25 protein-coding genes are annotated in these 24980 nt (G+C 47.4%); 6 read left to right on the forward strand and 19 right to left on the reverse strand.

The window, feature by feature from the left end; all coding sequences use genetic code 11:
- Positions 1-8: 8 nt before the first annotated feature.
- A complete protein-coding gene (locus tag ACESTD_RS11920) occupies positions 9-1385 on the forward strand; it encodes an efflux transporter outer membrane subunit (protein WP_005826651.1) in 1377 nt (458 codons plus the stop codon).
- Between the two features lie 90 nt (positions 1386-1475).
- Here the strand turns inward: ACESTD_RS11920 and ACESTD_RS11925 are convergent, their stop codons facing one another.
- Together ACESTD_RS11925 and ACESTD_RS11930 are read right to left on the reverse strand one after the other, a co-directional pair.
- A complete protein-coding gene (locus ACESTD_RS11925; protein WP_005826650.1) occupies positions 1476-1973 on the reverse strand; it encodes a cold-shock protein in 498 nt (165 codons plus the stop codon).
- 79 nt (positions 1974-2052) lie between these two features.
- Entirely contained in the window at positions 2053-2358 is a 306-nt protein-coding gene (locus ACESTD_RS11930; RefSeq protein WP_005826648.1) for an RNA-binding protein, read from the reverse strand.
- Positions 2359-2665: 307 nt separating this feature from the next.
- Here ACESTD_RS11930 and ACESTD_RS11935 point away from each other — a divergent pair, with 307 nt between their 5' ends.
- On the forward strand, positions 2666-4312 hold the full coding sequence (locus ACESTD_RS11935; RefSeq protein WP_005826644.1) for a diphosphate--fructose-6-phosphate 1-phosphotransferase: 1647 nt from the start codon (positions 2666-2668) through the stop codon (positions 4310-4312).
- 69 nt (positions 4313-4381) lie between these two features.
- A complete protein-coding gene (locus tag ACESTD_RS11940; RefSeq protein WP_005836022.1) occupies positions 4382-5254 on the forward strand; it encodes a glycoside hydrolase family 25 protein in 873 nt (290 codons plus the stop codon).
- 54 nt (positions 5255-5308) lie between these two features.
- Here the strand turns inward: ACESTD_RS11940 and prmA are convergent, their stop codons facing one another.
- A complete protein-coding gene (prmA, locus tag ACESTD_RS11945) occupies positions 5309-6151 on the reverse strand; it encodes a 50S ribosomal protein L11 methyltransferase (RefSeq protein WP_005836023.1) in 843 nt (280 codons plus the stop codon).
- Positions 6152-6432: 281 nt separating this feature from the next.
- On the opposite strand from prmA, the gene ACESTD_RS11950 reads away from it, so the two are divergent.
- Positions 6433-7815, forward strand: coding sequence for a hypothetical protein (locus tag ACESTD_RS11950; RefSeq protein ID WP_061412054.1), 1383 nt, complete (start codon positions 6433-6435; stop codon positions 7813-7815).
- A 36-nt stretch (positions 7816-7851) separates the two neighbouring features.
- Positions 7852-9510, forward strand: coding sequence for an OmpP1/FadL family transporter (locus ACESTD_RS11955; protein WP_005826631.1), 1659 nt, complete (start codon positions 7852-7854; stop codon positions 9508-9510).
- A 111-nt stretch (positions 9511-9621) separates the two neighbouring features.
- Here ACESTD_RS11955 and ACESTD_RS11960 read toward each other — a convergent pair whose 3' ends face one another.
- The 6 genes from ACESTD_RS11960 to ACESTD_RS11985 all read right to left on the reverse strand — a co-directional run bounded on the left by ACESTD_RS11960 (position 9622) and on the right by ACESTD_RS11985 (position 13153).
- The gene (locus tag ACESTD_RS11960) at positions 9622-10527 is read right to left on the reverse strand and encodes an outer membrane beta-barrel protein (protein WP_005826629.1); all 906 of its coding nucleotides are present in this window, start codon (positions 10525-10527) and stop codon (positions 9622-9624) included.
- 20 nt (positions 10528-10547) lie between these two features.
- Positions 10548-11018, reverse strand: a complete 471-nt coding sequence (locus ACESTD_RS11965) for a DUF4252 domain-containing protein (RefSeq protein WP_005826627.1) — start codon at positions 11016-11018, stop codon at positions 10548-10550.
- Between the two features lie 12 nt (positions 11019-11030).
- Positions 11031-11489 carry a hypothetical protein gene (locus ACESTD_RS11970; protein WP_005826626.1) on the reverse strand — a complete coding sequence of 153 codons (459 nt, stop codon included), beginning with the start codon at positions 11487-11489 and terminating at the stop codon, positions 11031-11033.
- Positions 11486-12010 carry an RNA polymerase sigma factor gene (locus ACESTD_RS11975; protein WP_005836025.1) on the reverse strand — a complete coding sequence of 175 codons (525 nt, stop codon included), beginning with the start codon at positions 12008-12010 and terminating at the stop codon, positions 11486-11488. The genes ACESTD_RS11970 and ACESTD_RS11975 overlap by 4 nt, the downstream gene beginning before the upstream one ends.
- Before the next feature lie 124 nt (positions 12011-12134).
- Entirely contained in the window at positions 12135-12692 is a 558-nt protein-coding gene (locus ACESTD_RS11980; protein ID WP_005836026.1) for an NADH peroxidase, read from the reverse strand.
- Positions 12693-12718: 26 nt separating this feature from the next.
- The gene (locus ACESTD_RS11985) at positions 12719-13153 is read right to left on the reverse strand and encodes a Fur family transcriptional regulator (protein ID WP_005826619.1); all 435 of its coding nucleotides are present in this window, start codon (positions 13151-13153) and stop codon (positions 12719-12721) included.
- 297 nt (positions 13154-13450) lie between these two features.
- Between ACESTD_RS11985 and ACESTD_RS11990 the strand changes: the two genes are divergently transcribed.
- Positions 13451-15376 carry an NAD(+) synthase gene (locus ACESTD_RS11990; protein ID WP_098032444.1) on the forward strand — a complete coding sequence of 642 codons (1926 nt, stop codon included), beginning with the start codon at positions 13451-13453 and terminating at the stop codon, positions 15374-15376.
- Between the two features lie 273 nt (positions 15377-15649).
- Here ACESTD_RS11990 and ACESTD_RS11995 read toward each other — a convergent pair whose 3' ends face one another.
- The 10 genes from ACESTD_RS11995 to ACESTD_RS12040 all read right to left on the reverse strand — a co-directional run bounded on the left by ACESTD_RS11995 (position 15650) and on the right by ACESTD_RS12040 (position 24806).
- Entirely contained in the window at positions 15650-16480 is an 831-nt protein-coding gene (locus tag ACESTD_RS11995) for a transporter substrate-binding domain-containing protein (RefSeq protein WP_044467289.1), read from the reverse strand.
- An 11-nt stretch (positions 16481-16491) separates the two neighbouring features.
- Positions 16492-18702, reverse strand: a complete 2211-nt coding sequence (locus tag ACESTD_RS12000; protein ID WP_044467288.1) for a putative porin — start codon at positions 18700-18702, stop codon at positions 16492-16494.
- Between the two features lie 254 nt (positions 18703-18956).
- Positions 18957-19502, reverse strand: coding sequence for a 2-oxoacid:acceptor oxidoreductase family protein (locus tag ACESTD_RS12005; RefSeq protein ID WP_005826606.1), 546 nt, complete (start codon positions 19500-19502; stop codon positions 18957-18959).
- A gap of 22 nt (positions 19503-19524) precedes the next feature.
- Positions 19525-20286 (reverse strand): thiamine pyrophosphate-dependent enzyme, encoded by a 762-nt coding sequence (locus tag ACESTD_RS12010; RefSeq protein ID WP_005826605.1) that lies wholly within the window; start codon positions 20284-20286, stop codon positions 19525-19527.
- 11 nt (positions 20287-20297) lie between these two features.
- Positions 20298-20471: a hypothetical protein gene (locus ACESTD_RS12015; RefSeq protein ID WP_005826603.1), complete on the reverse strand. Its 174-nt coding sequence runs from the start codon at positions 20469-20471 to the stop codon at positions 20298-20300.
- On the reverse strand, positions 20468-21553 hold the full coding sequence (locus tag ACESTD_RS12020) for a 3-methyl-2-oxobutanoate dehydrogenase subunit VorB (protein ID WP_005826601.1): 1086 nt from the start codon (positions 21551-21553) through the stop codon (positions 20468-20470). Before ACESTD_RS12020 ends, ACESTD_RS12015 begins: the two co-directional genes overlap by 4 nt.
- Positions 21554-21572: 19 nt before the next feature.
- Positions 21573-21800, reverse strand: coding sequence for a ferredoxin family protein (locus ACESTD_RS12025; protein ID WP_373158899.1), 228 nt, complete (start codon positions 21798-21800; stop codon positions 21573-21575).
- 16 nt (positions 21801-21816) lie between these two features.
- Positions 21817-22092 carry a tetratricopeptide repeat protein gene (locus ACESTD_RS12030; RefSeq protein ID WP_005826598.1) on the reverse strand — a complete coding sequence of 92 codons (276 nt, stop codon included), beginning with the start codon at positions 22090-22092 and terminating at the stop codon, positions 21817-21819.
- Between the two features lie 175 nt (positions 22093-22267).
- Entirely contained in the window at positions 22268-22705 is a 438-nt protein-coding gene (rpiB, locus tag ACESTD_RS12035) for a ribose 5-phosphate isomerase B (protein ID WP_005826596.1), read from the reverse strand.
- Positions 22706-22796: 91 nt separating this feature from the next.
- Positions 22797-24806 (reverse strand): transketolase, encoded by a 2010-nt coding sequence (locus ACESTD_RS12040; protein ID WP_005836034.1) that lies wholly within the window; start codon positions 24804-24806, stop codon positions 22797-22799.
- Positions 24807-24980: the final 174 nt, after the last annotated feature.

The following is a 24980-nucleotide window of genomic DNA, read 5'->3' on the forward strand; positions in this document are numbered from 1 at the left end:
CAACGTTTATGAAAAGAAAGAACATATATATTATTTTGTTGCTGAGTATGTTTGCCCTTACCTCATGCAAGGTGGGCAAGAGCTATGTGCGTCCGGAGATGGCATTGCCGGATAGCCTGGCACAGCAGCAGGATAGCATGAGCATAGCCGATGAACAGTGGCAGGCAGTTTATACGGACAGCACGCTGCGTGCTTTGATAGACCGTGCTCTGGAATATAACAAAGACATGCTGATTGCAGCTTCCCGTGTCAAGGAGATGGCTGCCCAAAAACGTATCAGTGTTGCCAACCTTCTGCCGCAGCTCACCGGAAAGGTGGAGGCTGAGCGCGAGGTGGAGAATTACGGTGGTCATAGCCGTGATGTAGGCAATACTTACGAAGCCAAGGCGTTGCTCTCTTGGGAACTGGACCTTTGGGGAAACTTGAGATGGAAAAAAGTGGCTGCTGTGGCCGAATATTTGCAAAGTGTGGAGGCGCAGCGTGCGTTGCGCATGACCATCGTTGCCGAAGTGGCGCAGGCTTATTATGAGCTGGTAGCCCTTGATACGGAACTGGAGATTGTGCGCCAGACACAAAAGGCGCGTGAAGAGGGAGTGCGCTTGGCGCGTATCCGTTTTGAAGGAGGGCTGACCTCGGAGACCTCTTATCAACAGGCTCAAGTGGAGTTGGCTCGTACGGCTACTCTTGTTCCGGATTTGGAACGCCGTATCTCTCTGAAAGAAAATGATATATCCTTCCTTGTGGGGGAATTCCCTACCCGTATCAAGCGTGTCAATTTTCTGCAGGAACTGGATGTGCCGGAGTCCTTACCGGTAGGTCTGCCTTCCGATTTGTTGGAACGTCGCCCCGATGTCCGTGTGGCGGAGCAGCAGTTGAGGGCTGAACATGCCAGAGTGAAAGTTGCTTATACCAATATGTTCCCCCGTTTGGCCCTGACCGGACAATTTGGATTGGAAAGTGATGTGTTATCCAATTTCCTGGAATCTCCCTATTCCTTATTGAATGGGGCAGTCTTGGCACCACTTTTCGGTTGGGGAAAGAACCGTGCTGCATTGAATGCACAGAAGGCTTCTTTTGAAGCCGAAGTGCATAGCTATGAAAAGACAGTGCTGAATGCTTTTAAGGAAGCGAAGAATGCCATTGTAGATTTCAATAAGATAAAGGAGGTCTACCAACTGCGTGCCAAACTTGAACGTTCTGCCAAGGGATATGTGGATTTGGCACAGTTGCAATACATCAACGGCGTCATCAATTATATGGATGTGCTCGATGCCCAGCGTGGTTATTTCGATGCCCAAATAGGGGTGAGCAATGCCATCCGCGACGAACTTATTGCCATGGTAAATGTCTATAAGGCATTGGGGGGTGGCTGGCAAACCGAATGACGTGTGATTAAAGAAGACAGCAAGGGCGTGTATGTACCGAAATATTTGATGGTATATACACGCCCTTGTTCTATAATTGGCTTATTTCATCTAGGATTCTGTATTTAGAGTCTCCTTGTTTTCTTTCTTTTCCTTTGCCTTTTCTACTTCAAGAGCTACGTTTACAGCATTCATGCCTTTAAGGCCACGTTCGAGGTCGAACGTCACAATATTGTTTTCTGCTATATCTGTCAGCACATTGTTAATGTGGAAAAAGTATTTTTCGACCCCGGATAAGTCCTTGATGAAGCCGAAGCCTTTCGATTCATTGAAAAACTCGATACGTCCTCTGCGGATGACCGGTTCTTCCTTGTCTTTTTTGGGAGTTGATATGACGATTTCTTCCAGCTTTATTTCTTCTTTGGGAGTGTTTTCTGCCGGAGGAGTAGAGGTTATCATGCCGTTTTCGTCAACATAGGCAATCATATCTTCAAAGCTATTGGCTTTGTTGGATAGTTTTTTTTCTTCTTTCTTTTTTTGTTTTTCAGCTCGTCGGGCGAGTCTTTTCTTTTCATTTTCACGCTTGTCTGCGGAGATGGATTTGGCCATGTATTTTTATTTATTGAGTTATAAAAAAAGCAGGGGGCATTGCTACAACACCTCCTGCTTTTGTCAGTAGTTAAGAATATTAATATCTTCTAGAGTTGTAACCGCCTCTTCTGTCGCGATTGCCGCCATTGGAAGGTCTTTCTTCGCGGGGGCGTGCCACGTTTACCGAGATTTGTTTGTGGTCAAATTCAGCACCGTTCAATTCGTCAATGGCTTTTTGGCCTGCTGCATCGTCCGGCATTTCTACGAAACCGAAACCTCTGGATCTTCTTGTTTCTCTGTCTGTAATGATTCTTGCAGAAGAAACTTCTCCGTACTCTGAAAATAAATCGTTTAAGTCAGCGTCTGTTGTGCTGAAATTTAAACCTGAAATGTAAATGTTCATTTGAAATTTTAATTAATTGTAATTATTAAATTGGAGTATGGAGAATAATTATGGAAGAGACCGCCTAATAATAGTTGTATATTAAAAGAAGAACAATGCGATAACGACTCGTAACTCAAACTTTGCGGCAAAGATAACACAATAAATCAGTTAATTGCTTTCTTCTCCTTTTTATTTTAGGATAAAAAACGATAAATGTCATTTTATACATTATTTCGGCCTCTCGTTTGCATATCTTACGAAAAAAAGCGAAATTTGCGACGCTTTTAAACGGAACTTTACTAACACCTTTAAATAATTAAGAGAAATGACTAAAAGTGCATTGCAAATTGCAAGGGCTGCCTATCAGCCCAAACTTCCGAAAGCGCTGAAAGGAACTGTTAAGGCTGCAGAAGGCGCAGCTACTCAGTCTGTTGCTGACCAGGAAGAAATCAAGAAATTGTTCCCCAATACGTACGGAATGCCTTTGATTAAGTTTGAAACTACCGATGAGGTGGTTAACTTCCCCGCAATGAACGTGGGTGTTATCCTTTCCGGTGGACAGGCTCCTGGCGGTCACAATGTGATTTCCGGTATTTTCGACGGTATCAAGAAGCTGAACAAAGACAGCAAATTGTATGGCTTTATTCTGGGTCCTGGCGGCTTGGTTGACCATAATTATATGGAACTGACTGCTGACATCATTGATGAATACCGCAATACGGGTGGTTTTGACATCATCGGTTCGGGCCGTACCAAGCTGGAAAAGGAAGAACAGTTTGAGAAAGGTTATGAAATCCTGAAAGAACTCGGCATCAAGGCATTGGTTATCATCGGTGGCGATGACTCCAACACTAATGCTTGCGTACTGGCTGAATACTATGCTGCCAAGAATTATGGCGTGCAGGTAATAGGTTGCCCCAAGACCATCGACGGTGACTTGAAGAATGATATGATTGAAACTTCTTTCGGTTTCGATACTGCTTGCAAGACTTACTCTGAAGTAATCGGCAACATCCAACGTGACTGTAACTCTGCTCGTAAATACTGGCACTTCATCAAGTTGATGGGACGTTCCGCTTCTCATATCGCTTTGGAATGTGCATTGCAGGTTCAACCCAATATGTGTATCATCTCTGAAGAGGTTGAAGCTAAGGATATGTCTTTGGACGACATCGTGACCAGCATTGCCAAGGTCGTTGCTGAACGTGCAGCCCAGGGTAACAACTTCGGTACGGTTCTTATCCCCGAAGGATTGGTTGAATTCATCCCGGCCATGAAGCGTCTGATTGCTGAGTTGAACGACTTCCTTGCTGCCAATGCAGAAGAGTTTGCTCAAATTAAGAAATCTCACCAACGCGATTATATCATCCGTAAACTCTCTCCGGAGAATGCGGCCATCTACGCAAGCTTGCCCGAAGGCGTGGCTCGCCAGTTGTCTCTGGACCGCGACCCGCACGGAAACGTACAGGTATCTCTGATTGAAACAGAAAAGTTGCTGTCCGAAATGGTTGGCACTAAGCTGGCTCAGTGGAAAGAAGAGGGCAAGTTCGTAGGCAAGTTTGCTGCACAGCACCACTTCTTCGGTTACGAAGGACGTTGCGCTGCTCCGTCTAACTTCGACGCTGACTACTGCTACTCTTTGGGTTATGCAGCATCTGCATTGATTGCTAACGGAAAGACCGGTTACATGTCTTCTGTACGCAACACTACTGCTCCTGCCGAAGAATGGATTGCAGGCGGTGTGCCCATCACTATGATGATGAACATGGAACGTCGCCACGGTGAAATGAAGCCAGTTATCCAGAAGGCTCTGGTGAAGCTGGACGGTGCTCCGTTCAAGGCATTCGCTGCTCAGCGTGACCGTTGGGCTATGGAAACAGACTACGTTTATCCAGGCCCTATCCAGTACTTCGGTCCGACAGAAGTTTGCGACCAGGCTACGAAGACTTTGCAGCTGGAGCAGGCTAAATAAGTTGATGCATCAACAAGTTGACAATAAAACGGAGGGGCGGTTCATTCCGCCCTTTCTTTTCCTTTGCTCATGGCAACCAAGACCTCCACAAATATCCGGCGTAAAACTACTGCCGCCCGTCGTTCTTCCTCTCCGCGGAGCAAGAAGAAAATGCAGCCACGTACCATGCCCGTATGGTTGCGCAATCTTTTGGCGGTCTGTATCATTCTTGTTTTTTCTACCGGCTTTTACTGGTTTTTCATTCGTCCTTATGCTTATCGCTGGAAGCCTTGTTATGGTCAGAAAGGTTACGGTGTATGTATGCCTTGCAACTATGAGGTGCATGGCATAGACATATCCCACTATCAGGGAAAGATAGATTGGGAACTCCTGACACATAATAGAGAAGCCCAATTTCCCATTCACTTTATTTTTCTGAAAGCTACCGAAGGCGGCGATCATGGTGACGATACGTTTACGCAGAACTTCGGCCAGGCGCGTAAATACGGTTTTATCCGTGGTGCCTATCATTATTTTATCCCTAAGACCGATGCCCGCAAGCAAGCCGATTTCTTTATCCGTACCGTGCAGCTGGCAAAGGGAGACCTGCCTCCCGTACTTGATGTGGAGACTACCGGCAAGCAGTCACCGCAGGAACTTAAAACGGCAGTCAAGACTTGGCTGGATAGGGTAGAGGCGCATTACGGCGTAAAGCCTATTCTTTATACTTCCTATAAATTCAAGAAACGCTATCTCAGCGATTCCATTTTCAATGCTTATCCTTATTGGATAGCCCATTATTATGTAGATTCCGTGCGTTATGAGGGCAAGTGGCACTTTTGGCAGCACACGGATGTAGGCACTGTGCCCGGTATTGAAGAAGAGGTGGATTTGAACGTCTTTAATGGTACAATGGAGGAACTTTTGGAGCTTACGTTGAAAACTCCTTGTATAGAACGCTAAAGGTCAACTTTAGCTTCCTGATATTGACCTTTAGCTTTTTAGTATTGACCTTTATTATTTTTGGAATTTCACTGCTGCCCACCGGTTCTTCTCACGATGGTGGACAAAGTGCAGCCCGTTGCGTTCGGCTTCTTCGCGGATGACGGGAATGTCATCTATGTAGAAACCGCTCATCAACAATTCCGCTCCGGGATTCATGCGGGCTATGTAGTGCTTCATATCTGCCAGGAGGATATTGCGGTTGATGTTGGCGATAACCATATCAAAAGGACCTTTGCTTTCCAGAGAGGAGGCATCGCCTTGGGATACGGCAATATTGTCCACTCCATTCAATTCTATATTTTCGAGGGAGTTGCGCACACACCATTCATCTATGTCGATAGCTGTACAAGGGGAGGCTCCACGCATGCGTGCCAGTATGGCAAGGATGGAAGTCCCACAACCCATATCGAGCAATGCTTTGCCTTGCAGGTCACTATCCAGCAGTTCGCCTATGATGAGGCTTGTTGTCTCGTGGTGCCCTGTGCCGAATGCCATTTGCGGATTGATGACGATGTCATATTCTGCTTGTGGGACATCGTTGTGAAAAGTGCTGTGAATGACACAACGGTCTCCGATAACGATGGGCTGGAAGAAGTTCTTCTCCCATTCCTCGTTCCAGTCTTTGTCTTCGGCTTCTACGAAATTATATTCTATCTGTGTATCGGGCAGAGGGAAGTCTGCAAGTGCTTCTTTGAGTAGAGATTCGTTATACAGCTCTTTCTGTATATAGGCAGTGATACCGTCGGTCTGCTCAACAAAACTTTCAAAGCCAGCTTCACCCAAGACTCCGGAAAGTACATCGTTGACTATTTCTGTGCACGGAACAGTGCGGAATGTAAATTCTAAATATTTCATCGGAATATGATTGTTTGTTAAATGCAGAAGAAGATTTTAAAGAACAAATCTATTTCTGCGTATCTTTGTTTTCACACTGCAAAGGTAATGTAAACCGAGGGCAGAATAAAATGAACTTGTTCATTTTTTATGCGGAAGTGCCGCTTGCCTCGTCAAAAGGCGGGGTATTTAGGGAATTCCCTATAAATCTTTGGGGAAAATCTGCTGCATGGGATAAAATCCGGCGTTATCTTTGTGACGTGAAGAAATAGATAAACGTAAAATCCATAAACCAAACTAATATGAAAAAGATTGTTTTTTTATCGCTTTTTGCCTTGTGCCTCCCATGGACACTGGTGGCACAAAGTATAGATGACGACCTTTACTACACTCCTTCCAAGAATAAGGAAGAGAAAAAAGAAGAGGTGAAGCAGGAGAAGAAAGTCGCTGCTCCCGTAGAAGAGATTGTAGTAAAGTCGAATGTACCGACCACTGTCTATTCATCGCCGGGAAGCACTACTGTTGTAGTAAAAGACCGTAAGGGAAACACCCGCGATGTGGACGAATATAACCGCCGTTATGACTCCCGCGACAATGATTTCGTGATGGAGAACGATACCCTTTACATCAATGAAAAAGAAGATGACGGCCTGGACGGCGAATGGGTGAACGGTGAATTTGAAGGTTCGCAGGATGATTACGAGTATGCTACCCGTATCATCCGTTTCCGTAATCCCCGTTATGCCATCAGCATCAGCAGCCCGCTATATTGGGATGTGGTCTATGGCTTGAATTCCTGGGATTGGAACGTGTATACCGACGGATTATATGCATATGCTTTCCCTACATTCACCAACCGCTTGTGGTGGGATTGGCGCTATAACTCTTATGGTTGGGGCGGTTATCCTTACTATGGCTGGGGATGGAACAGCTGGTACGGTCCGAGCTGGAGCTTTGGCTGGGGCGGCTGGTACGGCGGTGGCTGGTGGGGACATCATCATCACCATCACTATCATCCCGGATATTATCCCGGTGGCGGTGGTCATTGGGGAGGCGGCCATTGGGGAAATGCATATACCAATAGACGTTCTTATGGTCCGAGCCGTTCTTCTTATGCCGGAAACAGAGTATCGTCCTCTACTTCTCGCCGTTCTTCTACTGTAAATGGAGGGCAGGCTGTACGTCGTAGCAGTACTACTTCCGGTCAAGTGAGACGTAGCAGTACCGGTACGTCAACCCGTCGGGTGGTAGGTACAAGAAGTTCGTCTACAGTTCGTTCAAGTTCTTCTGCAACTCGCTCAAGTGTAAACCGTTCGAGTGCGGCTTCTACCCGCCGTTCCACTTACACCCGTCCAAGCAGTACGCGTAGTAGCTCATATAATAGTAGCGTAGAAGGAGTTCGTAGCAGTCGTTCTTCCGGTGTACGCTCTTCTGTTGGAACTTCCACTCGTAGCAGGACTTCATCGACTTATAACAGAGGTTCAAGCGCCGCACCGGCACGCAGCTACTCCAATGACAACAATCGTAGTAGCAGTCGTTCATATTCTGCTCCAGTACGTTCATCCAGTAGCACCCGTTCTTCTTCCAGCTTCTCTTCAGGCAGTAGCTCACGTTCCAGTTACTCCAGTGGTGGTGGCGGTGGTGCCAGTCGTTCCAGTGGCGGCGGTGGTTCCAGAAGACGGTAAGTATAAGTATGTTTTAATCTAACAAGACTAAGAATTATGAAGAAGATAACCATGATAGCCCTTGCTATGTTTACAGCTGTAGGCGCAGGGGCACAGACAATATATGATGCAACGAATATTGCACAGAAGGAATTGAATGGAACCGCCCGTTTTGTCGGAATGGGCGGAGCTATGGGAGCATTGGGTGGTGATATTTCTACCATAGGAACCAATCCTGCCGGTATCGGTATTTATCGTAGCAATGATGCTATGCTTACCTTTGGCTATTCAATGACGGGCACAGAAAGCAATTATGTTGGTAATAAATTTGAAACGAACAAGAACCGCTGGAGTTTTGATAATGCCGGTTTTGTGATAGCTTCGAAGATAGGCAATCATACTCCTTTGCGGTATGTGAATTTTGGTTTTAATTACCACAAATCAAAGTCATTCTATAAGAATATGACGATGCAGGGGTTGATGGGAAGCATAGATAATCAATATGTATCTCAAGTGCGGAGTATGGCGCAGCAGGCTACGGATGCAGCTTATGCGTTCTATCATCGTCCTCAATATGATTACCCGGATCAAGGAGCTTATTTGGACTATGGTCGCAAGGATATTTATCAACATAATTATGCTGGATGGCTGGGGACTATGGGGTATCAAGGTGCACTTGTTCTTGAGGATATAGAAAGTGAGGACTATAATACTTATCTTCCTTATATTCCTTCCGAAGCGGATGCTTATTTCTTGTCGCGTGAGCGTGGCGGTATTGACCAATATGATTTCAATATTTCCTTCAATATAAATGACCGTTTTTACTTTGGTGTTACTCTGGGTGCTTACGATGTGGATTACAACAAATATTCTCTCTATGATGAAATGTATGCCTACAAATGGGAGGGCGACGGGCAGATTTATGAGGAAGGCTACTCTTTGGAGAGCTTTAACCGTATACACGGTTCGGGTTTCGACTTCAAATTCGGTGCCATCTTCCGGCCGATTGAGGATTCTCCGCTTCGTATAGGTTTGGCTGTGCATACTCCTACTTATTACAAACTGACTTATACTACGGGAGCGTTGCTGACTTCGGATTTGTTTTTACCGAATGAGGCTGGGGATGAAACTCTTACTCGTACCACTGTGGATACTTATTCTGCATTAGGCGGTAGAGATATGGACCGTGATTTTAAGCTGCAAACCCCGTGGGTATTTAATGCAAGTTTGGGCTATACAGTCGGTAATAATCTGGCTTTGGGAGCTGAATATGAATATGAGGACTACTCAAGCATGAAGTTCAAATATCCTGAAGGTGACGAGATGGCATGGGAAACGGGTGAGGCTGACCTCTGTATGAAGGGGGTAAGTACGCTTCGTTTAGGAGCAGAATACAAGCCGATACCTGCTTTCTCTCTGCGTGCCGGTTACAATTACAGTACTGCAGCCTATAAAAAGGATGCTATTAAGGCATTGCCTTCCAATTCTATAAATACAGATACGGATTTTGCCAATAGCAAATCGATGAATACTTTCACTTTAGGTATCGGTTATCGCTTTTCTTCGTTTTATGCGGATTTGGCTTATAAATTCGATACTTATAAATCTGATTTCTATCCGTTTTATAATGATATAAATGGCTTGGTAACACCGCCAACAACGGAAGTTACCAACACTCGCAGTAAAGTGCTATTTACATTGGGCATGCGTTTTTAGAAGAACAATTTTCATTGCAGATAACCTTTCATTGTCAATACCTTAGGGTATAAAAGAACTCCCCGGAATGTACAAATACATTTCGGGGAGTCTTGTGTTATAGGGGAGGGATTACAGATACCATGCCACGCCAAATGAATAGGGAGATACTTCCGGTCCCTTGTCTTTCTGGAATAATCCGTATGTGGAGTAGCGCAGGTAAATGCCGATATTACCATAACCGGCTTGTGCCAGCAGGTTTATGCCGACGGGCTGCACATACATACCTTTGCCTACGGTTTTCTTCTTGCCTCCGTTGATGTGTGAGAATGACTTCACGCTGTGACGTATCTCAAATTCGGGACCGGCATTGAAGAACACTTTGTTTCTTCCCACTCTTTGCTGCCATTCCATCAATACGGGTACACGGAAGAAGAAATGGCGCAGACGGCTTTTATTGTAACTGGTGTCTTCGTTGCCTGCGGTGAAGATGCTGGTTCCGTTTTCCTTCAGCAAGGCATAGTTACCGTCGATATTGAAAGAACGGTATCCCCAGCTGACTCCCAGGTTGATTCCCCAATGCGGGTTCTTCTTGAAGTTGTGATATACGGAGAGGATGTTGAAGCCGAATTCCCATGACTTGGATAAGTCGAGTCCCATCTTGTCGCTTGCTCCGAAGGAAAGGAAGTCGTTAGCCAGCCGGCTGTAGCCAATATACAGACCGGAACAGTGCGGTTCGTAAGCATTGTATCTTCTCTTTTTGGGGATGAATGGCAGGGCGTCGAGGAAAGTGCGCTTGTCTGCATCCACTTTCTCGAGATAGACTCCTTCATAAATTTGTACTTCTTTCTTTTCTCCGTCTTCCAACTGCTCTTCGTACACCTTGATGCGCATGTCTCCTTTTCCTTTCCGGATGATGATGGAGTCGCCTTGTGTCTGTACTGTAGCTTTCTGTTCAGGGTCAGTCTGTTGTTGTGCTGCCATGCGGCCGGCCGGCACAGCAAGCAGGCAGGCCAAAATCATAATTCTGGTTTTCATATCGTATATTGTTTTTAGTGTTATTCCGATTTGTAAAGCATATCCATCATTTCCTTTTCACTGAGCAGACCCTCTATGTAAATCAAAGTCCCCATGGAGTCTTTTCCTATCTTGAAAATGATGTAGCGGTTCAGCTTCTTTCCATTGCGTTCCACCTCTTTCAGTTGGTAATAAGCGCTGCGCAGCACACCGCTTTCCATTACCTCCTGCGCCTTCTTTGCGTTATCTTGCTTGTCGTGTACAATGGCCTGCTGAATTTCCCGGCGATAGGGGGATACATTCTTGAACACAAGGCTCTTGTAGGTAGTCATGCGGTAAGATTTCAGGATACTGCCGTTCAGTTCTACCCTGGTCACGTCCTTTTGCTCGCCATACTTGCTGAATAGGTCGGCTATTTGCAGTCTCTCTTGTGCATGTACAAAGGCTGGCAGGCAAATCAGCAGGGAAAAGAGGCACAGACTACGTATGCAAATCAGTATAGATGTTTTCATAACCTTGTTATATTAGTGTTGAAACAGTAAGTTGCTTAAATCTTCATCCGTGAAGCTGGCGTTCTGCAGGGCTTCTAGTGCTTTGGCTTCCACCAGTTTCTCGTCTGTATACCGCTGGCCGTCGATGACGACATAATTTTCGGGAACACCGGAAAGCGGAAATATAATCTTAGCTACCCCGAGAAGCAGGAGCAATCCGGCGGCAATGCCGCTGACAGCATAGAATGTGCGATAGAGACGGAAAGGCTTCCGCTGTGCGGGTACTTCCTTTGCCGATTCTGTTGTTACGGATTTTTCCTCTGTCGGTTCTGCCATTGAAGTTGCTTCCCGGTTCAGATAAGCGAATAGGGGGCGGTACGTTTGCAGGTGCTCCGGCACTTCCTCTTCGGTAAAGAAACGGCGCAGTTCACGCTCTTCTTCGCAGGAAGTTTCCCCTTCGAAATATTTATCCAGCAGTTCATCTATCTTCATGGCTCATTTCTCCTTTCTTTTCTTTCTTGTATGGTTCGCAGGTAAACGTCTCTCACTTTCTTCCGGGCTCTTGACAGATTGCTGCGGATGGCTTCCGGTCCGCATCCCGTGATTTCGGCGATTTCGTCCGTTTCGTATCCTTCGATGTCCTTCATCCGCATGATGGTGCGTTGAAGATTGGGCAGCGAGTCGATGATTTCGTGCATCAGACGGATTTCATCTTTGATTTCCAACAGCCGTTCCGGTGTTCCGGTGGGGGATGCCGCCTGCACTATGTCGAGGGATAGGGTGTCGTTGCGTTTGCAGCGCCACATATCTATACAGATGTTGTGCGTCAACGTCATGGCAAATGCTTCGATGCTCCGGTATTGCTCCAGTTCAAGCCTTTTGTTCCATAGCTTGAGCAGTACCTCCTGGACGGCATCTTCTGCATCCTCCGGTTCGTCGGTCAACTTCCGTGCATAGTTCAACAGCTTGGCACGGAGTGGAAGAACGGTTATTTTGAATTCTTTGAGTTCCATTTACACAGATAAGACGAATGGGAAATACAAACGTGACATTGTAAAGTGAAAAAAGTTGGAATAAAAAAAGGGACTTACTAACATTAGCAGTCCCTTTTCTTCACATTACTATAAAAGTATAGGATTATTTCTTGAAATAGCGGTTGTACAGACCTTCGAAACCTTTACCGTGACGGGCTTCGTCCTTAGCCATTTCGTGAACGGTGTCATGGATAGCGTCGAGGTTCAATGCTTTGGCACGGGTAGCGATACGCTTCTTGTCTTCGCATGCACCTGATTCTGCGTTCATTCTCTTTTCGAGGTTTGTCTTGGTGTCCCATACGCAGTCACCCAGCAGTTCAGCGAATTTAGCAGCGTGTTCTGCTTCTTCCCAAGCGTAACGCTTGAAAGCTTCTGCAACTTCAGGATAGCCTTCACGGTCTGCCTGGCGGCTCATTGCCAAGTACATACCAACTTCTGTACATTCGCCCATGAAGTGGTTGTTCAGGTCTTTAATCATTTCGTCGTCGCAACCTTTGGCTACGCCGATTACGTGTTCGTCGGCAAATACCAGCGGGCCGTCAGCTGTTGCTTCTTCAACTTCTACGAACTTGCTTGCGGGAGCTTTACACAATGGGCACTTTTCGGGAGCTGCATCTCCTTCGTATACGTAACCGCATACAGTACATCTAAATTTTTTCATTTTCTCTCAGATTTTAATTAGTTGAATTAGTTATTCTTTGTTGTTCTTAAACGTTCTTCTTCTATGCAATGTTTACAGATTCCTTTATAATAGTAGTGGATTTCCTGCACATCGTGCCCGTCCATATCCATGTCGACCACTTTCTTGATGTTGTTATTGCACATCAAGTCATAAATCTTTCCGCAACGCTTGCACAAGAAATGACCGTGCGGGCTGGTATCGGCATCATAACATGTGTTACGCTCGTCGATAGTCAGGGTTTGTGCGGCACCTTGCTCGCTCAGTAGTTTCAAGGTATTGTATACCGTTGTTTTAGACAGTGTCGGTATGGAGGGAGACAGTGCCGTATAGATTTCATCCACCGTGGGATGCGTACGATGCTCTATCAAGTAATTCATGATGGCTATGCGCTGTACTGAAGGCTTGATATTATGATTCTGCAATCGTTTTACTACATCCATATAATCTAAAGTTTCAAACTTGTAATTATTACATTTTTAATTCACTTGCAAAGATAGGAAGTTCCTATAATTCTCCAAAAGATTTTTGGAAAATTTTTAGTTGCGGTCATTAAAATTGTTTATATATGTTCCTCTTCTTGTAGGCAGGTTGCCGTATTTTTGCCATAAAAGCGAAGGCAGGATGCACCCCGGCTTCAGTCGGTTTCTCGTGCCGATATAGAGAAAACGTTTTTCTCTTATCTCTCTTAATCAGAATTTTGCCGTATCTTTGCACCGAATAAATAATATAGCATCCTTATGAATTACGGATATGTAAAAGTAGCGGCGGCTGTGCCCCGTGTCAAGGTGGCTGACTGTAAGTTCAATGCCTCAGAGATTGAAAAAGAGATTATTATAGCCGACGGGAAAGGTGTGCAAATCATTGCTTTTCCGGAGTTGTGCATTACCGGATATACTTGTGGCGACCTCTTTGCCCAGCAACTTCTGCTCGAAGAGGCGGAAATGGGGCTGATACAGATTCTGAACAATACGCGCCAGATGGATATCATTTCGATATTGGGCATGCCCGTTGCACTGAACGGTGTGTTGCTGAATGCGGCGGTTGTCATTCAGAAGGGGAGAGTGCTGGGCGTTGTCCCGAAGACTTATCTTCCCAATTATAAGGAGTTTTATGAGAAGCGCTGGTTTACTTCCGCATGTGATGTGGCAGAAAACAGTGTGCGCCTTTGCGGGCAGATTATTCCGATGGGGAGAGACCTGCTGTTCGAAACGGCAGATACCACTTTCGGAGTGGAGATATGCGAAGATTTGTGGGCACCCATACCGCCCAGTTCCACGCTGGCACTGCAAGGTGCGGAAATCTTGTTCAATCTTTCGGCCGACAATGAAGGTATCGGCAAGCACAATTATCTGCGCTCGCTTATCAGCCAGCAGTCGGCACGGTGCATTGCCGGTTATGTATTCAGCTCATGCGGTTTCGGAGAATCCACTACGGATGTGGTGTTTGCCGGCAACGGACTGATTTATGAGAACGGGACTCTGCTGGCGGCAAACGAACGCTTCTCTTTCGAAGGGCAGGTGGTCATCAGTGAAATTGATGTGGAACACTTGCGTACGGAGCGCCGGGTGAATACGACCTTCGCGGCTTGCCATGCAAATTGTGTTTCGGCCCTTCCGGTACGAATCTTTACGGAGTATGTCAACAGCAGGGATTTGAACCTGACACGTACTTTTGAACCGCATCCATTTGTTCCGCAGGGGATAGCGTTGGACGAACGCTGTGAGGAGGTATTCTCCATCCAGGTGTCCGGACTGGCGCAACGTCTGGTGCATACTAAAGCGAAAAGTGCCGTTATCGGCATTTCGGGTGGACTGGATTCTACGCTGGCGCTGCTGGTTTGCGTAAAGACTTTCGATAAGTTGGGATGGTCCCGCCAGGGTATTGTCGGTGTCACCATGCCGGGATTCGGAACGACCGACCGTACTTACACGAATGCCATCGACCTGATGAACTCCCTCGGTGTGACTGTCCGCGAAGTCAGTATCAAGGAGGCCTGCATACAGCATTTCAAAGACATAGACCATGATGTCCATGTGCACGACGTGGTTTACGAGAATGCGCAGGCACGGGAGCGTACCCAAATCTTGATGGATATTGCCAACCAGACCTGGGGAATGGTTATCGGTACGGGCGACCTTTCGGAACTTGCTTTAGGATGGGCCACTTACAACGGCGATCACATGTCGATGTACGGTGTGAATGCCAGCGTCCCCAAGACTCTGGTGAAGCACTTGGTGAAATGGGTGGCAGAGCATGATATGGACGATGCTTCACGTGCTACCTTGCTCGATATTGTGGATACTCCCATCAGCCCGGAACTGATTCCGGCAGATGAGAACGGTAATATCCAGCAGATTACCGAGGATTTGGTGGGGCCGTATGAGCTTCACGACTTCTTCCTTTATTACTTCCTGCGCTGCGGTTTCCGTCCTTCCAAGATATTTTTCCTGGCAGCACGCACATTCAAGGGGATGTATGATGAAGAAACCATCAAAAAATGGTTGCAGACTTTCTGCCGTCGTTTCTTCAACCAGCAGTTCAAGCGTTCCTGTTTGCCGGATGGTCCGAAGGTGGGCAGTATCTCTCTGAGTCCGCGCGGTGATTGGAGAATGCCGAGCGATGCTTCGTCGGAGATGTGGCTAAGGGAGGTGGAAGGACTCTAATTCTTTACTTCGGGTATGCCGTAATATCGATATGGGTATTTGATGACTGCATCTTGTTTGCATTCTTGCTGCATGTATTTTGCAGTGCGACTGCAAACGTGTTGCAGTATCACTGCATAACTGTTGCAGTCGTACTGCATATCGGTGTGCAGTGCCACTGCAACGGCTTTGCAGTGGCACTGCAAAATGTATGCAGGATTTTGCAGTAATAAGCTGTTGATTAATAACTAGTTGTAAAAGTAGGGATATGCTGCGTGTATGGAAAAGTGCAGCTTAGTTTCGTTTCCCGTAGTATCGTTTGTAGATTTTCTTGTATTCTTTTCCCTTTTTGAAACTATCCAGCCATGTGTTGAGGCTGTCCAGCAGGATAGGGGACTGTTTGCTTACTCCCCAGGAATAGAATTGCGTGAAGCTGATGGCGGTATTGATGTCTATTTGAGGAATGCTGTCGGCTGCGGTACGGGCAATGCTTTCGTCGCATACGGCATAGTCGATGTCTCCATGGGCTACCAAGGCAATCAGTTGTTCGGAACCGTACTTCTCTATTTCCTCAACGTAGATGGTGTCGCCTATCTCATTTCCCAGGTTGCGGATGCGTAGTATGGAAGGGGAGCCTTTCACTACGTGCAGTGTCTTTCCAGCCAGGTCCAGTTGGCTTTTGATGAATAATGACGAGTCGGAAATATTCTCAAGCTTGCGTTGCACCAGCACTTGCTTGTTCAGCACAATAGGGGTGGTAAGCAGCAAGGAGTCTTTCAGCTCACTGGTGGCGAGGATGCCGTAGGCAATCACGTCATATTGCCCGTCGGCCAGGCCTTCCAGCCGCTTGTTGAAGCTCATTTCCGGTGATATGGCCGCTTGCAGCCCGTGGTCGCGTGCAAAAGCTTCTATCAGCTCGTAGTGGAAACCGGACAAGGTGTCATCATCCACATAGAAGCTGATGGAGTTGTATTCCGTCGAAGCATGTATGATGCCTTCGGCAGCTATCTCGGCATAATCGCGCGGATGACCTTTCGGTTTCTCTTCTTTCTTGATGAGATAGTGGGCAATGAGAGCCGCTGCAATTCCCAGAAGTGCGTATTTGAGCAGTCTGCTTTTCGTCATACAGTCATCTGTTAGTCATAGAAATTCCATGAGACGCCAATTTTGAACAAGCGCGGATTGATGGGGTAGTGCGGCACCAGGAAGGAATTGGCGCTTCCCATACCCGCGTTGACGTGATACATCATGGCAAAGATACGCGTCCGCTTCAAGTGCAGGTTGGCATATACGTTTACGATGGGGTAACCGCCTATTTCCACCAAATCGTCCGTAGGTTGCAGATGGAACTGCTGGACGCCGGGTGCATAGGCAGGTGCGTTGTACTTGGTGAAGTAACGGACATCGGCACCCAACTGAACGGTCAGCACCTTCTTGGCGAGTTTAGCCAGTATGTAGAAGTTATGGTAGAGCGAGAGTTGGGGCAATGGAAGTACTGTTTCATTGCTCGTCTTCTGCCAGGTCACCTCATTGTCCAGGTGGAAGACACCGAGGCGGAAGTCTTGTTTCAGTGTGGCGGACAGCACTTGTATGTTGCCTCCGTTCTGTTCGGGCAGGGCGCTTTGGTTGAAGTAGGTGTAGTTCTTGATATTCTCTACGCCGGCACGGAGATTGGTTCCCCAACGGGAAATGTTCAGCTCGCCTTCCACACGCGTACGGAATTCCTTGTCCATGTTGTCGTTGTCCCAGTTGTAGTGGTTGGAGTGGTAATGGCGCATGTAGAAGGAAGGAAGCGTGTTGCTCACATAACCGCGGGCGTAGAAGTTCACCGTATCTTTCCATAGACGGAAGTTCAGGTCCAGATTGGCGTTGACGCGGAACTGCCCGATGGCTTTGTCTACCAACCCCACTTCACCGTTTACGTTGTAGTGCAGCAGTTTGCCTTCGCGCTTGGCGAGTTCGCCACCCAGGAAGATTTCCTGCTCGGTGTAGCGGATGCGGCGCATGTCGGTAAGTGTGTCCGTATTCATCAGGTCGTACCGGCTGAACTTGTGGGAGATATAAGCCGTAAGTCCGGCTTTGGCGTATTTGTTGAAACCTTCCAGCAAGGCTATTCCGAACACGTTCTTTACACTGAATGCTGTGGTGGAGTCGTTGCTGTAATTCTTGTAAAGCTTGTAGTCTTCCGGGAAGAATCCTTCGGGCTCGCTTCCCGAACGGAATTGGTGCCGCGACCGCTCTACTTTCAAGGTATGGATAAAGCTGGTGACGGGGACGAACTCTTCTTCGAAAAGTGAGTCGTTGTCTGCGGTAGAAACAGACGGCAGGCTGTCATTGGCAGCTGCAAGTGTGCTGACCGATTTTGATGCTATGCTGTCGTTTGGCAATGCTATGTCGTTGTTCGAAGCGGATATTTCGGATTCAGAGGACGGGGAGGATGAGGCTTTGGGTGCGGATACCGTCGGTTTGCCTTCTTGTGTGTTCCGTACTCTCCGCGTAAAACCAAGACGATAACGCTGTGTCAGATAGATATAAAAATCCTTGTTACGGTTGGAACTCTGTTCCAATTTGACCGGAATAGTGGTGGACTCGTACTCTTTCTTTCCTCCGGACATGTTTTCGGGACGGGTGATGTATTGGTCGTCTGCAATACCGCCGTTCTCGTTCATCTTCAGGAAAAAGTTGTTGTAGACTGCTTGTACCTGGTATTTCTCGCCGATATAGCTACCGAACAGACCTGCATTGAAGTGCGAGGTGGACTGGTTCTGGTAATAACCGCGCCCGTACAGATAGTCGATGTTGAAGCCAAATGCCAACTGCTTGTTGACGTTGACGGAGAAGTAGGACTTGAAGCGTTCTTCACCGTTCACTTTGTTGCCGGCCTTGTAGTAGGTTAGATTGGTGTAAGGCACGTTGCTGTTGGTGAAAAGCACCTGGTCGGGACGTGTGAAAAAACTGGAGAAGGGAGCCATGAAGATGGTCGGCTCGCTTTCTTCCCGTTCAAAGAACAGGCGTGAAAGGCGTGGAGAGCCTAAATTTCCCAAGTAGTTGTAATGGCCGAACATTCCTTCCACCAGATTGGTGCTCTGGAAGTTGAGGCTGGCTGTGTCGGCAGGTATGATGGTACGGTTGCCCAGTGTCTCACTTAGTTTCCACATGTAAAGCTTGGGTGGAAGACTTTGAATCTCAGTATTGGTACTGTCTTCCAGATTGTCCGGCTGGGTATTCGGGTCAATCTGGTTACCGAACCGGTCGCGATTGTTCATCGGGTTTAAGGTGTTTTGCGCCATAGCCCCCCATATCCCTATAACGGACAGAAATATATATGTCAGTACAATTCGTCTCATAATTAGGCGCAAAGATACAATAAAAAATTATTTGCTTACTGAATTCAGCCTTTTTTGCTTCTTTTAAACTGTCTTGTTTTCTGTTTTGTTCTATACTGCTTCCGGTTCTCTGCCCTTGAATCCATACTTTTTCCGGCTTGAAATGAAATAAGCCCTTGCAATAAATCAATATCACAAGGGCTTATCCGTTTTCCTTTATCTCTTATTCTGGCGTAAAGTTCCTCCTCTTATGGGGAGTGGCTTTACATAGCCTTTCATTTCATTTCCTGAATAAGTTCCATTCCTTTCTTGATAGCTTCTTCGTTCATCGGTATCAAGTGGTGGTGGCGTTCGGGCAGTGTCTTCTTCAATCCTCTGAGTACACTGTCCAGTGTAACCATCGGCTTGATTTTCAATAATCCACCCAATACAATCATGTTGAATGCCTTGGCGTTGTTCATTTCATTGGCGGCATCCATGGCGTTGATGCGGTAAACGTGGATGTCCTTACGCGTCGGCGGGTTGATGATGCCGTAACCGTCGTAGATAAGTACGCCTCCGGGTTTTACCTTGCTTTCGAATTTCTCCAATGACGGCTGGTTCAGGATGATGGCGGCATCGTACTTGCTTAAGATGGGTGAGGATATTTTCTCGTCACTTACGATGACTGTTACGTTGGCTGTACCACCACGTTGTTCCGGTCCGTAAGCCGGCATCCAAGTCACCTCTTTGCCTTCCATCAATCCGGAATATGCCAAAATCTTTCCCATGGACAATACACCTTGTCCACCGAAGCCTGCTATAATGATTTCTTCTTTCATTGTTCTTCTGTCTTTAGCATGATTATTTATCTTTCAGGTCGCCCAGCGGATAGAAGGGGAACATGTTCTCTACCATCCATTCATTGGATTTCGCAGGAGACATCTTCCAGCCGGAGTTACAGGTGGAAACGATTTCCACAAGGTTGGAACCTTTGCCTGCCATAGAGTTCTCGAATGCTTTGCGGATAGCCTTTTTCGCTTTGCGGATGGCGGGAACGGACTGTACGCTTTGGCGTGTCACGTAAGCGGTTCCTTCCAATTGTGCAGCAATATCGGCCATCTTCAGCGGATAGCCGTGCAGATGCACGTCACGTCCGTAAGGGCTGGTCGATGTCTTCATGCCTACAAGGGTAGTGGGAGCCATTTGTCCCCCGGTCATACCATAGATGGCATTGTTGATGAAGATGATGGTGATGTTTTCGCCGCGGTTCAAGGCGTGGATGGTTTCGGCAGTACCGATACAAGCCAGGTCGCCGTCTCCTTGGTAAGTGAACACCAGGCGGTCTGGCCAAAGGCGCTTGATGGCAGTGGCAAGTGCGGGCGCACGTCCATGGGCGGCTTCCTGCCAGTCGATGTCTATATAATTATAGATGAACACGGCACATCCCACGGGGGAGATGCCTATTGCTTTGTCTTCCAGTCCCATTTCTTCGATAACTTCGGCTACGAGTTTATGAACTACGCCGTGACTGCATCCCGGGCAGTAGTGCATGGGATTGTCGTTCATCAGAGTCGGTTTCTTGGCAACCAGATTCTCGGGCTTTATAATATCTTCTTTTGTCATAATCACTTCTCCTATCTGTTGGTGAACCGTATGAAAAACTCCATCAACTTGACGAATATCGCCGCGCCGCAGACGTAGATGAACAGCTTGAAGTCATCTTTTGCAGCAAAATATATAATGATAGCTGCCAGGGCAAGTACCATGAAGAGAATGTTCAGTACGTTTCTTATTTTATCAGGATTCATTTCTTAATCAGTTTTTCTTTCAATGCATCTACTATCTCATCCGGATCGGGAACAATGCCGCCGAGGCGTCCGAAATGTTCCACTTTCACTTTACCGTTCACGGCAAGGCGGACATCTTCCACCATCTGTCCAGCATTCAATTCTGTAACGAGCATACCTTTCACCTTGTCGGCATACGCGGCAATGACTTTGGTCGGGAACGGCCACAACGTGATGGGGCGGAGCATACCTACCTTTATTCCTTCTTCGCGTGCCAGCTCCATTGCTTTCTGTCCGATGCGTGCCATAGAGCCGAAGGCTACAATCAGGTAGTCGGCATCATCGCAATGAATTTCCTCGAAGCGAACCTCATTCTCTTCTATCTGCTTGTATTTGGCCTGGAAACGGATGTTGTTCTTTTCCATTTCTTCCGGTTTCAGTTCCAATGAGGTGATGACGTTGGGTTTGCGGCCATTGGTTCTGCCGGTAGTGGCCCATGGGCATTGTTCGATGACTTCCGCATCGGTGCGGCGTGGCTTTTGTACCGGGAGCACCACTTTTTCCATCATCTGGCCGATGACACCGTCGGCAAGGATGATTGCCGGATTACGGTATTTGAAGGCAAGTTCGAATGCCAGTCCTACGAAATCTGCCATTTCTTGTACGGAAGCCGGAGCAAGGGCAATCAGACGATAGTCACCGTGGCCGCCTCCTTTTACTGTCTGGAAATAGTCGGCCTGGCTCGGTTGGATGGTTCCCAGACCGGGACCGCCGCGCATAACGTTTACAATCAAGCAAGGCAGCTCGGCACCTGCCAGATAAGAGATACCTTCCTGCTTTAGGCTGACACCGGGGCTGGAGGAGGAGGTCATGACCATTTTACCACTTCCGGCACCGCCGTACACCATATTGATAGCTGCCACTTCACTTTCTGCCTGAAGAACCACCATGCCGGTCGTCTCCCAGGGTTTCAGTTCGGCAAGAGTTTCCAATACCTCCGATTGCGGAGTAATGGGATATCCGAAGTAACCGTCTGCACCGCAACGGATGGCTGCGTGGGCGATGGCTTCGTTTCCTTTCATTAATACAACTTCTTCTGCCATATTCTACTGATTTACAGATTTATTCTACTTTTATTTTATATACTGAGATACATCCGTCCGGACATACTGTGGCGCACGAGGCGCAGCCGTTACAAGTATCTTCCAATATTTGGTGGGCATAGTTATACCCTTTCACATTCACCTCCTTGGTGAGGGCTATTAAGTTGAGCGGACACGCTACCACACACAAGTTGCAGCCTTTGCAACGTTCGGTGTCTACTACGATTGCTCCTTTGATTTTTGCCATAATTTACGTTCTTTATTTATTGATTGTACATATCCTTGTTGTAGAAGTTCAGGATGTCCATAGCCATTTGATAGGCATGTTGTGCCGGGCTTTCGGGGTTCAGGTCGATGGCATACTGATAGTTGTTCAGTGCTTGTTGCCAGTTGCCTTGTTTCCGATAGGCATTTCCCCGCAGGTAGTAAGCTTCGTCTTTGCCGGGAAAGTCTGTTTGCAGTATTTCGTCAAGCTGCTGGATGGCTTGCTCTACATTTCCCTGGTTGATAAGCTCTTTTATGGTATTCAGTCGTTCCATATCTAAAAAATATCCGGGTTATCGAACCACAAAGATAGTTTTTATTTGAAGACAATGAGCATCTTCACTGTGAAAAATAAGAAAAAGGGGCAAATAAAAAGCCCGAAGTTTCTCACGATTCTATCAGAATGTCAGAGCTTCGGGCGGATATCATAAAGAATGTGATTCTACTGCTTTACAAGTGTACCGGTATCTTGTCCACTCTTCGTTGGTGGCGTCCGCCTTCGAATGGTGTACTGAAGAATTCCCTCATAATCATGTCGGCTTCTTCGGTACTGATGAATCGCCCTGGCATGACAAGCACATTGGCATCATTGTGCTGGCGTGCCAAATGGGCTATTTCTGCTGTCCAGCAGAGGGCTGCGCGGATACCCTGATGCTTGTTCAGCGTTATACTGATGCCTTCACCGCTTCCGCAGATGGCAATACCCGGATAGCACTCTCCGGCTTCAACGGCCAGAGCCAGCGGATGCGCAAAGTCGGGATAGTCGCAACTCTCGGTTGAGTAGGTCCCGAAGTCCTTGTAAGCCCAGCCTTTGGCTTCCAGCCAGCCGCGGACATATTCCTTCAATTCGAAGCCTGCATGGTCGGAACAGATTCCTATTGTTTTCATGATGGTCAGTTAATATACCAATGTGCCAATGTGCTGATGCCTGCAGCTTGTAGGGCGCGGGCAATCAGCACATCAGCACATTGGATAATGATTATAACATTGCTTTTACTTGTTTGTAAACGTTCTCTGCGGTGAAACCGAGCTTTTCGTCCAGCACTTTATAAGGTGCCGAGAATCCGAATGATTCCAATCCCCATACTTTACCGCGGGGACCTACCAGCCCTTGCAGTGTGACGGGCAGACCGGCTGTCAGGCCGAATACCTTGGCACCACACGGGATAATGCCTTCTTGATATCCCGGAGCTTGGCTACGGAACAGACCTTCGGAAGGAACGGACACGATACGCACCTTGATGCCATCCTTGCGCAGCAATTCAGTACCGGCTACCAATGTGGCAACTTCCGAGCCTGAAGCAACGAGGATTATATTTGGATTTTCATCGGAGCCGGCTACAATATAAGCGCCTTTGGCAGCTTGTTCGTAATCGTTGCCTTCGGGCAGGTTGGCGATGTTCTGGCGGGAGAAAATCAAACCGGTTGGGGTTGTGGTATTTTCCATTGCCAGTTTCCATGCCACAGTTGTTTCTTCTGCATCTGCCGGGCGGAGTACCAACATGGAATTATGTCCCTTGTGGTTTTTCAGTTTTTCCATCAGGCGGATTTGGGCTTCCTGCTCTACCGGTTCATGGGTAGGACCGTCTTCACCTACACGGAAGGCATCGTGTGTCCAGATGAACTTCACAGGAACTTCCATCAAGGCTGCCATACGTACGGCAGGTTTCATGTAGTCGGAGAATACGAAGAATGTTCCGCAAGCGGGGATTACACCGCCATGCAGTGCCATACCGATACAGCAACATGCCATAGTCAGCTCGGCAACACCGGCCTGGAAGAATGCACCGCTGAAATCACCTTTCTTGAAGGCATGTGTTTTCTTGAGGAATCCGTCTGTCTTGTCGGAATTGGAAAGGTCGGCAGAAGCAACAATCATATTTTCTACTTGAGTGGCGAGAGCACTGAGCACAGTGGCAGATGCTGCGCGGGTGGCAACGCCTGCTTTCTGTTCGATGGCGGCCCAATTCACTTCGGGAGCCTTGCCGGAGAAGAACATTTCCAGTTTGGCGGCTTTTTCGGGGTTGGCTTTTGCCCATGCAGCTTTGGCTGCATACTTTTCAGCCATGATTTTCTTCAGCTCAGTTGTACGCTTGGCATATAGTTCGGCCACTTCGGGGAAGATGACGAACGGATTCGTCGGGTCACCACCCAAATTCTTGATAGTGTTTATATAAGCGTCGCCGCCCAGAGGAGCACCGTGCGTGGCACAATCAGCCTCGTAGCTGCTGCCGTCTGCCTTGCGGGCACCTTTACCCATTACGGTATGGCCGATAATCAGCGTCGGACACTCTTTCTCAGCTTTGGCTTCGTTCAGTGCACCGCGGATGGCATCGGGATCGTTACCATTGATTTTAATGACTTTCCAGCCCCAAGCTTCGTATTTCTTGCCGGTATCTTCGATGGTCACATCCTTTGTCTCGGTAGAAAGCTGAATGTCGTTGGCATCATAGAACATGATGAGATTATCCAACCCTAATGCTCCGGCGATACGGCCTGAGCCTTGGGAGATTTCTTCCTGGATGCCACCGTCAGAAATATAAGCGTAGATGGTCTGTGGCATTACTTCTTCGAAACGTGCCTTCATGAACTTGGCTGCGATGGCTGCACCGACTGCAAATGTGTGTCCCTGGCCGAGCGGTCCGGAAGTGTTTTCGATGCCGCGCATGATGTCACGTTCGGGATGTCCCGGAGTAGGGCTTCCCCATTGGCGGAACTCTTTCAGTTCGTCCAGCGTGAACTTGCCGGTCAGGGCCAATGTAGAGTAAAGCATCGGTGACATGTGTCCCGGGTCGAGGAAGAAACGGTCACGACCTTCCCAAGCCGGATTTTCAGGGTCATATACCAGGAACTCTGAGAAGAGTACATTTACAAAGTCAGCACCACCCATGGCACCGCCCGGATGCCCGGAGTTGGCTTTCTCAACCATGGATGCAGCAAGGATACGGATATTGTCCGCCGCACGGTTCATAAGTTTGTTGTCGTTCATATTGAATCTAATTAATTTTGAATATTATCAATAGGTTATTTGGTCCTTGTAGGTTTTCCAAGGGCAAAGATAACTCTTTATGCGTAATTCACAACACTCGAAGAGTGTCTTTTTTATCAGTATTACTGCCTTTTTGCTGCTAAAATGATACTAAACGTATTTAGCTGATTTTGT

It is taken from the genome of Bacteroides sp. AR20, from assembly GCF_964250605.1.
GTDB classification, from domain to species: domain Bacteria; phylum Bacteroidota; class Bacteroidia; order Bacteroidales; family Bacteroidaceae; genus Bacteroides; species Bacteroides uniformis.

Bases quoted from the DNA above. Each gene is read 5' to 3' on its own strand.
- ACESTD_RS11920 (WP_005826651.1), top strand. From the start codon at position 9: ATGAAAAGAAAGAACATATATATTATTTTGTTGCTGAGTATGTTTGCC.
- ACESTD_RS11925 (WP_005826650.1), bottom strand. From the start codon at position 1,973: ATGGCCAAATCCATCTCCGCAGACAAGCGTGAAAATGAAAAGAAAAGA.
- ACESTD_RS11930 (WP_005826648.1), bottom strand. From the start codon at position 2,358: ATGAACATTTACATTTCAGGTTTAAATTTCAGCACAACAGACGCTGAC.
- ACESTD_RS11935 (WP_005826644.1), top strand. From the start codon at position 2,666: ATGACTAAAAGTGCATTGCAAATTGCAAGGGCTGCCTATCAGCCCAAA.
- ACESTD_RS11940 (WP_005836022.1), top strand. From the start codon at position 4,382: ATGGCAACCAAGACCTCCACAAATATCCGGCGTAAAACTACTGCCGCC.
- prmA (WP_005836023.1), bottom strand. From the start codon at position 6,151: ATGAAATATTTAGAATTTACATTCCGCACTGTTCCGTGCACAGAAATA.
- ACESTD_RS11950 (WP_061412054.1), top strand. From the start codon at position 6,433: ATGAAAAAGATTGTTTTTTTATCGCTTTTTGCCTTGTGCCTCCCATGG.
- ACESTD_RS11955 (WP_005826631.1), top strand. From the start codon at position 7,852: ATGAAGAAGATAACCATGATAGCCCTTGCTATGTTTACAGCTGTAGGC.
- ACESTD_RS11960 (WP_005826629.1), bottom strand. From the start codon at position 10,527: ATGAAAACCAGAATTATGATTTTGGCCTGCCTGCTTGCTGTGCCGGCC.
- ACESTD_RS11965 (WP_005826627.1), bottom strand. From the start codon at position 11,018: ATGAAAACATCTATACTGATTTGCATACGTAGTCTGTGCCTCTTTTCC.
- ACESTD_RS11970 (WP_005826626.1), bottom strand. From the start codon at position 11,489: ATGAAGATAGATGAACTGCTGGATAAATATTTCGAAGGGGAAACTTCC.
- ACESTD_RS11975 (WP_005836025.1), bottom strand. From the start codon at position 12,010: ATGGAACTCAAAGAATTCAAAATAACCGTTCTTCCACTCCGTGCCAAG.
- ACESTD_RS11980 (WP_005836026.1), bottom strand. From the start codon at position 12,692: ATGAAAAAATTTAGATGTACTGTATGCGGTTACGTATACGAAGGAGAT.
- ACESTD_RS11985 (WP_005826619.1), bottom strand. From the start codon at position 13,153: ATGGATGTAGTAAAACGATTGCAGAATCATAATATCAAGCCTTCAGTA.
- ACESTD_RS11990 (WP_098032444.1), top strand. From the start codon at position 13,451: ATGAATTACGGATATGTAAAAGTAGCGGCGGCTGTGCCCCGTGTCAAG.
- ACESTD_RS11995 (WP_044467289.1), bottom strand. From the start codon at position 16,480: ATGACGAAAAGCAGACTGCTCAAATACGCACTTCTGGGAATTGCAGCG.
- ACESTD_RS12000 (WP_044467288.1), bottom strand. From the start codon at position 18,702: ATGAGACGAATTGTACTGACATATATATTTCTGTCCGTTATAGGGATA.
- ACESTD_RS12005 (WP_005826606.1), bottom strand. From the start codon at position 19,502: ATGAAAGAAGAAATCATTATAGCAGGCTTCGGTGGACAAGGTGTATTG.
- ACESTD_RS12010 (WP_005826605.1), bottom strand. From the start codon at position 20,286: ATGACAAAAGAAGATATTATAAAGCCCGAGAATCTGGTTGCCAAGAAA.
- ACESTD_RS12015 (WP_005826603.1), bottom strand. From the start codon at position 20,471: ATGAATCCTGATAAAATAAGAAACGTACTGAACATTCTCTTCATGGTA.
- ACESTD_RS12020 (WP_005826601.1), bottom strand. From the start codon at position 21,553: ATGGCAGAAGAAGTTGTATTAATGAAAGGAAACGAAGCCATCGCCCAC.
- ACESTD_RS12025 (WP_373158899.1), bottom strand. From the start codon at position 21,800: ATGGCAAAAATCAAAGGAGCAATCGTAGTAGACACCGAACGTTGCAAA.
- ACESTD_RS12030 (WP_005826598.1), bottom strand. From the start codon at position 22,092: ATGGAACGACTGAATACCATAAAAGAGCTTATCAACCAGGGAAATGTA.
- rpiB (WP_005826596.1), bottom strand. From the start codon at position 22,705: ATGAAAACAATAGGAATCTGTTCCGACCATGCAGGCTTCGAATTGAAG.
- ACESTD_RS12040 (WP_005836034.1), bottom strand. From the start codon at position 24,806: ATGAACGACAACAAACTTATGAACCGTGCGGCGGACAATATCCGTATC.